General features: G+C 68.4%; 5 protein-coding genes and 3 pseudogenes. 2 read left to right on the top strand and 6 right to left on the bottom strand.

Annotation, left to right across the window (positions count from 1 at the left end; genetic code table 11):
- Window positions 1-155 (bottom strand): annotated as a pseudogene (locus ACFY7E_RS32625) (aspartate aminotransferase family protein); the annotation flags it as partial.
- Between the two features lie 349 nt (window positions 156-504).
- Here ACFY7E_RS32625 and ACFY7E_RS32620 point away from each other — a divergent pair.
- Window positions 505-984 carry an SRPBCC family protein gene (locus tag ACFY7E_RS32620; RefSeq protein ID WP_389491403.1) on the top strand — a complete coding sequence of 160 codons (480 nt, stop codon included), beginning with the start codon at window positions 505-507 and terminating at the stop codon, window positions 982-984.
- Between the two features lie 68 nt (window positions 985-1,052).
- A pseudogene (locus tag ACFY7E_RS32615) lies at window positions 1,053-1,355 on the top strand (HNH endonuclease); the annotation flags it as partial.
- 205 nt (window positions 1,356-1,560) lie between these two features.
- Here the strand turns inward: ACFY7E_RS32615 and ACFY7E_RS32610 are convergent.
- From ACFY7E_RS32610 to ACFY7E_RS32590, 5 genes and pseudogenes are all read right to left on the bottom strand, one after another.
- Window positions 1,561-2,658, bottom strand: a complete 1,098-nt coding sequence (locus ACFY7E_RS32610) for an esterase-like activity of phytase family protein (protein ID WP_389491401.1) — start codon at window positions 2,656-2,658, stop codon at window positions 1,561-1,563.
- A 476-nt stretch (window positions 2,659-3,134) separates the two neighbouring features.
- On the bottom strand, window positions 3,135-4,130 hold the full coding sequence (locus tag ACFY7E_RS32605; RefSeq protein WP_389491399.1) for a hypothetical protein: 996 nt from the start codon (window positions 4,128-4,130) through the stop codon (window positions 3,135-3,137).
- Between the two features lie 521 nt (window positions 4,131-4,651).
- Window positions 4,652-5,053, bottom strand: coding sequence for a DUF6009 family protein (locus tag ACFY7E_RS32600; protein WP_389491395.1), 402 nt, complete (start codon window positions 5,051-5,053; stop codon window positions 4,652-4,654).
- Complete coding sequence (locus tag ACFY7E_RS32595) at window positions 5,050-6,558, bottom strand: phage/plasmid primase, P4 family (RefSeq protein ID WP_389491405.1); 1,509 nt, start codon at window positions 6,556-6,558, stop codon at window positions 5,050-5,052. The genes ACFY7E_RS32600 and ACFY7E_RS32595 overlap by 4 nt, the downstream gene beginning before the upstream one ends.
- 26 nt (window positions 6,559-6,584) lie before the next feature.
- Window positions 6,585-7,695: pseudogene (locus ACFY7E_RS32590) on the bottom strand (bifunctional DNA primase/polymerase).
- Window positions 7,696-10,131: the final 2,436 nt, after the last annotated feature.

The raw sequence follows: 10,131 nt of genomic DNA, 5'->3' as shown, positions 1-10,131 counted from the left end.
AGCTCCTGGCGGCCGTGTCCGGCGTTGACCACGAAGAGGCCCGCGAGACCGTCGAGGTAGCGCTTGCCCTTGTCGTCGAAGATGTAGGTGCCCTCGCCACGCACGATGGTGGGAACGGGCGAGTTCTCGTACGACGACATGCGGGTGAAGTGCATCCACAGGTGGTCGTATGCGGCCCGGCTCAGATTCTTGCCCACGACTACCGCATCCCATCCGATTCGGAGACAGGTGTCTTCTGAATACAAGTAGGGGATTTTCGCACAAAATAGCCCAATTCAGGTTATCTGTGGGCTCGGAATCTTCGCAACTTCGAGTCGATAGGAGTGGGAAGCACGGAAGGCCTTCCATGAGCGATGCTCCTCATCAGTCGGCCAGATGGCACGGAACGACACGCGGCCGTGTGCGTGGGAGCAGGACCCGTTGCCGGATAGCCTCGGCCAGGGCCGGGCCAGGACCGTGGTCAACCCGGCGCAGGCCGCTCCGGCAAGCGAGAAAGGCGTCGCAGTGTCCCGGAATCGTCGTTTGATCCTGAGCCCGCCGTCCAAGGTCTGGGAACTGCTGGCCAACGGCCACCGTTACGGAGAATGGGTCTCAGGCACGCAGCAGGTCATCGCCGCCGATCCCCACTGGCCCGACGTGGGCGCCCGGCTGCGCGTCCGGGTCGGCCTCGGTCCCCTGGTCCTGGACGACACCTGCGTCGTCCGTATCTGCCGGCCCGAGCGCCGCCTCGAACTGGAAGCGAAGGCCGACCCCTTCGGCGCCGCCCGCATCGCTATGAACCTGATCCCCTGGGGCGGGAACACTCTCTTCCTCCTGGAATGGCACCCCCTGCGAGGCCCCGGCACCCGCATGCACGGGCTCCCCGTCGACTACCTCGTCTCCATCCGCAACGGCATGATGCTGACGAAACTGGCCCGCATCGCCGTCGACGAACAGCACAACACCACCGCCACCCCCGCCCCGCCGCCCAACACCGCCTGCTGACCCCCCGGATCGTCCGCCCCACCGCGAGGACGACTCCTCGATGACCGCTTCAGCCGAACCCGGCTGCGGCGTCCGTCTGGGACTCAGGCGCCAACACCTGGGCCTCCGCCAGGCGCGAGGCGTACGCCAACGACCAGGGCGCCGCCGCCTCCCTCGTCGCGGTCACCGCGCGTATCAACCGCTTCAAGGCTGATCAGGACCCGGCCACCTGGATGCCGCCCCTACTCGACGCCCACTGCCGCTACATCGGCGAATGGACGGCTACCAAGCTGCGCTGGGGCCTCGCGATCGACCAGAGCGAAGCCGAGGCGCTGAAGGTGTACGCCGAGGCCTGCGAGACCACCGTCGTCCACTACAACCCCGCACCGTAGATCAGGAGCGGGAAGACGCCGTGCCCCGTACCGGGGGTTAACCGGGTGCGGGGCGCGACGCGAACCGCGCAAACCGCGCCGTAACGCGGTCAGAGCTGAAGTCGGGCATAAGTGTCTTGATGGATGAGCAAGGGCGCCTACGGCGGGCTTTTACACGGCAGGTGCCCTTGTTCGGCTCATGGATGAGTGCTGGTCAGTGGTGCGCTCACCGGATGCCGAGGGCGACGATCTGGGTGATCGCCTCCTTGTCGAAATTGTCGTCGCTGACGAGGATCAGGAGTCGCTCCCCGGAGGGCAGGTCCGGCCCCCAGGTCATGCCCTCGGTGTTGTCGACGGCCGACAGGCCCAGGGTGTCGAAGTCCGTGACGAGCTTCTTGCGCATCGGTGCAATGCCCTGTCCGGCCAGCGACTCCGTCTCCCGCACGTCGGTCGCCCCGCGTGTAGTGGCGTCGAAGAGGCGGATCTTGTAGCCGGCGCCGGCAACCCAGGTGCGTTCGAGCACGAGGTAGCGGTTGGGCTGGTCGGGGAAGGCGAGAATGGAGGGCACTCCGGTGTCAGGGCCCCAGGGACTGTCGGGGTCGTTCTCGGCGAAGATCTTTTCCAGTGGGTAGGCGAACTGTCCCAGCATGCGCCCTTCCCGGCTCTGCTGGGTAACGCGGACCAGCGCGCCGTGGTTCACGTCCGGTTCCGGGCCGTCCTGGAGGAGGGGCCCCTCGACCGCGCTGGTCACCACCTTGCCCCTGGAGCCGAAGGTGATCGCTTCGATCGCCTGGTTCCGGCGCGGCCCGCGCTCTTCCATCGTGATCGTGTAGTTCGCCGGCAGCCTCAGCTGGCCGAGGTAGTCGCCGGTGGGAGCGGCGTACTGGATGGAGGGCTGGATGACCGGCGGGCCGGCCGTCTTGGGACGATCGCCTTCCTGCGCCCACCAGTAGGCACAGCTGCGCGGATCGACCCGGATCTCCTCCGGATCGACGGCTTTGCCGTCCCCGGCGGTCGGGGACGGGTAGACCGAGTCGTCGGGCTGGAGGAAAGGACGGGTGCCGGTGAAGTCGACGGCGTGCACACCGCCGGCGTCCACGTCCAGCCTGGCGGTATAGAAGCGGGCGGGCTGGAGGTAGGAGCGGTCGTCGCTGATGAACACGTACTCGCCGGTGCACGGATTGCGGTCGATGCCGGAAAGGCCCCCGACCGTGGTGTCCTGGAAGGTGAGCTTGTGCGGGACGGTCCTTTCACCCAGCAGGCGGGCCTGAACAGCACGCCCCGATGCCTTGCCGGAGTCTCCCGGTTGGGCTGATGCGGTCACAGCGGGGATCAGGGCCGAGGTCAGAAGAAGGGCTACGGCGCACGCGCGGCGCGTCAGAGAAGAACTCACCGGATGATCTTGGCCTGTAGCAGGCCGAGGCACAGTCGCCCAATCGGGTACGTCTGCCCGTGCTCAACCTTGGCTCCCTGGGCCTGCCCCTTTCATGCAATGGCCGTCCGGGACCCGGCTGCCTGGATACCGCCCCTGTCCAAAGCGCACTGCCGCTGCATCGGCGAATGAACCCCCACCAAGCTGCGCTGGGGCCTAGCCGTCGACCAGACAGAGACTGAGGCACTGAAGGTACACGCTGAGGCCTGCGAGACCAGCGTCGTCCACTACAACCCAGCACCGTAGTCCGGCCGTTTCGAGAAGGCGTCGCCCTCATCCCAAGGTCACCGGGTACGAGGCACGACGCAAACCGTGAACCGAGGGTGGGCCGCGGCACGGCCGAGGCCGGAGTCGAGGAACTCCAACGTTTACGCGCGGGCGCGGACCGTCTTCGCCGACAAACCGACCTCGGCGCCGATCGCCTCCCAGGACAGACCGCGGGCGCGCAGCGTACGGATCGTGTCCGCGTCGACGTCGGGGGCCGGCCGGTTCAGCCGCTGGGCCTGAAGGTGGCCGCGGCGTTCGGTTTCGGGGATGCGGCGCAGGATCGTGCGGCAGTCCACACCCGCCGCGCGGCCGATCGCGGTCGCGGACTGCCCGGCCCGGTAGCGGACCAGGATCTCCTCGTCCGAGAGCGCCAGCACCATCCGGACCCCACCCGTCCTCGGTCCCGCAGGACAAGGCGGTGGGACGGGGGCTTCCCCGGGCGTGCGGGCGCGCCAGTCGGCGTCGGGGATCCGGGCCCGGATCGTGTGGGGGGAGACGCCGAACTCGCGGGCGAGCGCGTAGGCGCTCTCCCCCGCCGCATACCGGCGGCGGACCTCCTCGTCGGTGAACACCTGCCGGGGCCGGAGCCGGGTCTGCGGGGTGCGGCCTCGGGAGCGGATCAGGTCGTCGGGGATCCTGCGCCGGATCGTAGAGGGGTGTACTCCATAGAGCCGGCCGAGCTCGGCCACGGTCGCGCCCTGCGCGTACCGGGCGACGATCTCGTCCCGCGGCAGGAGTTCGCCCTGCTGCTCGACGGCGAGCCGGGCCGCTTCCTGCCGGGAACGGCGCTGTTTCGGTGCGAGCCGGGCCACCACCGCCTCGACCGAGATCCCCAGCGTGGCCGCCACCCGCTGCTGCGGCATCCCGGAACCGTAAAGGCGCGCCACCTGGGCCCGCAGCGCCTGTTCGTACGGCGTCTTCGCCCGGCTGCGGTGCCGCTGCCGCGCCGCGGCCTGCGCATCGCGCCGCTCCCGGGCCGGCACATGACGCCGCACGGTGCTCTTCGACACCCCCAGCTCCCGGGCCACCACCGCGAGACTCGCACCCTCGCGGTACCGGCGCCGGATCCACACCGACAGCACCTTCACATCCCGCACCACTCCGCCTCCTCCCTCCCCTGGGCCAACGAGACGCTTCCGCAGAGGATGCGCTGGCACGACGACGACTACGAGGGTGGTCCTTCTCTACGGAAGGCGGACAGCCGTACGGTCTTTGCGCTCCTGAGCACTTCCTTACTCGCTGCGTGGTGCGGAGGCGCTTCACGGAGCGCGGTGAGCTCCGGCGAAGGGCTGCAGGGCATTTTGCGTGTCTAACCGGAAGAGTTCAGTACACCGCCTGAAGTCTGTGTGCTTCTGCGGTCTTCGCCAGGGTGCTGAGACACTGGCCCTCTATAGGGGACTTATGTGTGGGCTTCAGTCGCTTCGGTCGCTCGACCGATGCTGATTGCCTCTCTGACCTGGTATTTCAGTCCAGCGGCTGAAGACTCGCGGATACTTTTCCTTTGGGTCGCTGGGGTGTTTTCTTGCGTTCTGCGCTACCGGAGGGCCTGTTGGAGCATCTGCAGGCCAGGGCGAGGATGTTGATTTCTGAGTCGCTTGAGTCGCTGAGGTGCGGGCTGTCAGAGGGGAAGGCTTATGCCGAGTTCCTGCATGGCGCTGGAGGGGGGGCCGCCTTCGCTGCGTTCTGTTTTGCGGCCTTTGGTGGCGGGCTCGAGCGTTTCGGGGTCGACGGCTTCGGCGGGTGCGGAGCTGGCGTAGAGGCCTTCGGGTTCGGTGTCGCGGTCGTGTGGTAGGAGCCAGAAGACGCGTCGGCGGAAGGTGCCAGAGGCGCGGGAGGCTTTGGCGCCGGGGCCGAGAATGGCGTAGCCGACCATGCGTCCGTCGCGGTGGTAGGCGGGTTTGCCGGAACGTGTGGGCAGGCGGTCGAGGCTCTGGCGGACGTAGTCGAGGCGGGTGATGTCCTCGAGCCAGACAAGCTCGGTCTCGTGCTTGAGATCGTTCTCGCTGATCAGGGAACTCATGCCGTCTCCTCTTGGGCGAGTAGTCCGATGCCAGGGTAGTACTTCCTCGAATTCGACAAGATCATCTCTTTCGGGGAGGACAGCCCGAGGAGTTCGCGGGCTCGGGCGGCGAAGGTTCGGTTGCTCAGGGTGAGGCAGCCTTCGCTGGAGCACCAGGCGCGGTAGGCGTCGTAGAGGGCTTTTTGTTCGGTGCGGTAGTCGGGGCCGAGGAGGCATGCTTCGTCGAAGAAGCGGCCGGTGTGGTCTTCGGTTTCGGCGTAGGCGGTGGTGGCGATGCGGACCTTGTCGGGGCCGGTGAGGTCCTTTTCGCCGGCCAGGTAGCGGCGGGCGCCGTCGATGAGCCAGTTGAGGATGCCGGGGCCTTCTTCGGCGACGAGGATGTCGGCGAGGTTGTCGATGCGCCGGTCGTCGGAGACGGTGCGTTCGAAGGGGATCAGGCGCATACGGCGCCAGAAGGCGAAGCCGCCGGTGCCGACCTCGGGGCGGTGGTTGCCCAGGAGCCAGAGCTTGTGGGTGGGGTTGAAGGAGAAGAAGTCCTGGCGCATGCGGCGGGCTTTGATGCGGTCGCCGCCGGTGAGGTGTTTGACGCGGGCTTCGTCGAACTTGTCGCCGGGTTTGACCTCGGAGCAGACGACGACGCGCCGGCCGTGGAGTTCGGCGAGGTCGGTGGGGTGGCCTTCGTAGAGGCGGGCCATGAGGAAGCCGGGCGGGGCGGCGTCGGCGTAGTCGCCCAGGAGTTTCATGGAGACGTCGAGAAGGACGGATTTGCCGTTCTTTCCGGCGCCGAAGAGGAAGGGCATGACCTGGCCGCCGACGTCGCCGGTGATGGAGTAGCCGAGGAGGAGTTGCAGGAAGGCGATCATCTCGGTGCCTTCGGTGTCGTCGCCGAAGGTGTCGGTGAGGAAGCGCAGGAACCTGGGGATCGGCGTGGCGGTGGGGCCGACGGTGGTGGAGCGGGAGTGGAAGTCCTTGTTGGGGTCGGGGGTGCGGACCAGGCCGGTGTGAAGGTCGACGATGCCGGCGGGGGTGCACAGGGCGTAGGGGTCTGCGTCGAGGTGTTCGGCTTTGAGAACCATGCCGGGGGCGGATTTGGCCTGGGTGAGCATGGCGTTGATGCCGGCGGTGCTGAGGGCGCGGCGGCGGTGCTTGCGCAGGGTTTCTGGAGTGTGTTCGCCGGTGGGGTCGGTGGTGGCGAGGTGTTCGCCGATCTCGCCGGCGGCCCACAGCACGGAGTCGTCTTCGTCGACCTGCCAGCGGGTGGTGTCCCAGCGGTACCAGCCGAGGCCAGGGACGTGCCGGAAGTCGGCCTGGTAGAGGCGGACGAAGAGCTTGGCGTTGCCGCGGTCGGTGAGGGAGTCGGGCAGGAGGCCTTGTGAGGTTGCTCCGCCTGCCGTGGGGGTGGCGACGGGGGCTTGGGGTTCGCCGGTTTGCGGGGAAGGCAGGGCGGGGTGGGACTTGGCGAGGATCTGCGCAGCCATGCCGTGGGGGTCGAAGTCGAAGAGCATGTTCGGCTCACCGCCGACGGGGGTAGTCACGAGCGGCTCCCGGGGTGAAGGGGGCGTCGGGCGCCTGCGGTCATACCGCTGCGGATGATGGCTTCGGATCGCCGTTCCTGGCCGGGACGGGCGTGCCGGGCCGTTTCGAAGAGGGCTTCGTGCGCGGCCGTCTCGGTGAGGTGGCCGGCGGCGACGAGGCCTCCGACGGTGTAGGCGGCTCGGTTGAGTTTTTCGGAGAACCCGGCGCCTTCGGTGATGCCGGCGCAGTCGGCGACCTCGGCCAGGACGGTACCAAGTGTGGTGATGACGGGACTGTCACCATGGCGGGCGGCTGCGACGGCCTGGCGAGCACGGCTGGGTACAGGGCGCGGGGCTGAAATGTGGGCGGCGGGCAGGTGGTGGGTGCGCTGGAGTTCCTGGGCGAGCCATCCCGGGAGCGCCGCGGGGGGGCGGACGGTTCCGAGCGGGGTGTAGGTACCTGCTTCGGTGGTGGTGCCGGGGGCGATGATGTAGCCGCCTTCCGCACGGACATCGACCTGCCAGGCGAGTGCGCGATTCTTGCCGGATCCTGAGGAGCACTGCCAGCGACGGGTGTCGGTGGTGCGGTATCAGATGTGCAGGCCGCCCGAGGGAGTGCGCACGCGCAGGGTGGTGTCGTCGTCGGCAGGGCTTTTCTCGCCGCGGAGGGCGGCCAGGACGGCGAGGGTGTGGAAGCCGGTGGTCATCTGCGAGACGTCGATGTCCTCGGCGATGGTGATGCCGGGAAGAAGGCGGTTTCTGTGGGGGGGAGCAGCGGGGTGGGCATCGATGTCGATGACGACGAGGTTGGCCGGCCCGCAGGCGACGGCGACGCCCATCTGGGGGCGGCGGCCCCACCACTGCTGGATGCGGTTCGTGTCCAGGGTCGCTGCGTGGAATCCGTGGCACCAGCGGCCTTCGGTCCTGCAAGGGCAGGTCTGGTGGTTGTGTCGGGGGGTGCGACAGGCCGGGCAGTTACCTGCTGGGGTCTTCTTACCCGGGGCCAGGGGGTGGACCGGCCAGCCGTGGCTGGCCGGTCCATCGGGCGAGGGTAAGCGGATCCGGCGGCGTGCTCTTCGGGGCAGCGGCTGTTGAGTCGCTAGAGGAAACCTGCAGTTCAGCAGGCATTTCGTTCCCCCCAAAGCGACTGAAGCGACTCAATAACGAACACAGCCTAGCGAAGACGCCCGTTCGATCGAGTCACCCCTGGAGACAGGCGAGTCGCAAGAGGGAGTGCGGCAGCGACCCAAGCTGTCGGAGAGCGACTCGGTCGCTTCGGTCGCTGCTCTGGATCGCTGAGGAAAACCGCAGGTCAAAGCCATGGTCCTGATCAAAAAGCGACTGAAGCGACTGTAGATGCCTATATATGACACGCACACGCGCGATCTGCACAGCCAATATGTAGAGCTTCAGTCGCTTCAGTCGCTAGCGGTGTACGGTCAGTAGCTCTGGCCTGGGGTTTTTCTCAGTGATTGAACTGAGCGACGGTGGCTCTGCTTCAGTCGCTGCCCCGTCGGGGCAGCGACTGAGCGCTGTCACGACCTTCGGTTCTGCGGTCAGAGCGACTCTGTCAGGAAGGTCTTCCGAAGCAAGACGTCGATGAGCTCAGGGACTGCTGGCCACTGACTGGAGCAGGCCTTGCCGAGATGCCACGCCACTGGCGGCATCGACCGTGCGCTCTAGAGCTTCATCGGCGCCGAGTGTCATCGCTCTCCGGATCGCGGCCGCCGACGCTGGCGACTCCGCGTCCGCGCAGCCGTGACGCTGACCGTGTTTTTCCGGCTGGGCAACGACACCACCAACCGGCAGGTGACGGCCCTGGCAACCGAGCCGGGCTACCTGCACCGCGCCCAGGGCCTTTACGGGAAGCTGCCGCGCCTATCCCGCCCCGACCTGTCCACCGCGGGGGGACAGCCCGGTCCCGAGCCCCCAGGGCGAGCACCCGCTCGCCCGCCTCATTGCCAACCTTCGCCGCCACCACGCCGCGTACACGCACAAGGGTTGTACCCGCCTCCTCATCCCACTGTCCGTCGTGCGCTTTGACCTCGGCGAGACCTAGCCCCTGACTCCGGTGGCGGATCGCGAGTTGTTTCAGGCGTTCACCGGCGCGGAGCCCACCACCCCGCAGTCTCTTGAAGCGGCCATCACCGCTTTTCGCACCGCACTCGCCCTGTCCTCCCGTTCCGAGCACATCACGCGGGCCCCCCGCGACAAGACGTTCCCGCCCCGCGCCCGCCGCGATGCTGCGTACCCGGGAAGACGGCTTCGCCCTCACCCCGGCGCGCTGGCGGCCTGTCGGCTGGTCAGTGAACGACCACGGCGTACGCCTGCACGTCGGGTCGACCGGCGGGGCCCTTGACTGGGCCGCGGTGGTCGAGCTGCAGGCGGCGCTAAGCGCGTGGCTGCGCTTCACAAAGGGCAAGGAGCGGCCCGCCCAGCAAGGCGACGGCCCCGGCATGGCCCGCCGCTGTGTCCCCTCGCATGGGACAGCGGCCGACTGACGGACACGTCTGTAAGCGAGGGCTGTGAACGAGACCGCTGGGGCCCATCAGAACCGGCGTCACCACGGTGGGCCCGGTCGTCCTCGACGAGCCGGTCATGCACGTCTCGCAGCCGGTCAGCTGACGCCCTGGAACCCTGGGCCCAGGTCACGCCGCTGCGGCCGTCCTCCGGCAGGCCGGGAAATCCCAGAAGCCTTCGCGGCCGGGACCGTCTGAGCTCCGGCGCCGATCGCCAGACCCAGACGCCTTCGCGGCCGGGACCGTCTGAGCTCCGGCGCCGATCGCCAGACCCAGACGCCGGCGGGCCTGGGCCGTCGACGCCGTCACCGTGGCCAAGGCCTCGCCGGCCTCCGGACTGATCTGGGCGAGCGCGTCGACGGGGGTGTCGACGGCGACCAGGGCGTCGTCGACGGCCGCCGCGCCAGCCGTGCCCAGCTGCCGCCTCCGCGAGCTCGCACGCCTCCGGCGCTCGGTCCGCGCACTCCTCGATCCCGGGCCCTGCCCGGTCCAGCGGCCCCGCGTCGTCCCCAACGCCGTACGCGGCGTCGGGGGCACTGCCGGCCGGAACCACTCAGGGAGTCCAGGCGGTCAGGGCCGCGGCGACGTCGCGGACATTGAGCACGCTCGCGGTTTTCTTGACCAGGTCGACGGCCTGCTTGGTGCTCACCTTCACAGGGCGGTCGCTGGCGCTCAGGAAGGCCGAGGCGACGACGGCGGCGTAGAGCTCGTTGGAGTGCTCCAGAGCAGGCAGCCGGACGAGGGACTGCAGGAGGGATGCCCGGCCGGCTGGACGAGGAGTTGACGATCCTCGCCCGCCGGTACTCCTGGCCCGGGCGCTGACCGCTCGGTGCGGGCACGACCCCAGTGTCACCCGCACCGCACCCCAAGGAGCACGTCGGCGCCGTAGGCGCCGTACTCCCGGGCTGCCGGACCGTCACCGTGGACGGGCCTCCGGTACGGCAGCCCCACTAGGTCGTGTCTGATAATTGATCTTGTGATGGGTCGAGGGGAATTGACGGATGCGGCATGGGAGCGGATAGCGCCGCTGCTCCCGGGCACGGAT

Origin of the sequence: Streptomyces sp. NPDC012825 (assembly GCF_042900925.1) — a bacterium.
Taxonomy (GTDB): domain Bacteria; phylum Actinomycetota; class Actinomycetes; order Streptomycetales; family Streptomycetaceae; genus Streptomyces.
This window is presented reverse-complemented; position numbering and strand designations above follow the sequence as displayed.

What these genes read in the sequence shown, in the direction of transcription:
- ACFY7E_RS32595 (WP_389491405.1), bottom strand. Translation starts at nt 6,558, where the DNA reads ATGCTCTTCGACTTCGACCCCCACGGCATGGCTGCGCAGATCCTCGCC.
- ACFY7E_RS32600 (WP_389491395.1), bottom strand. Translation starts at nt 5,053, where the DNA reads ATGAGTTCCCTGATCAGCGAGAACGATCTCAAGCACGAGACCGAGCTT.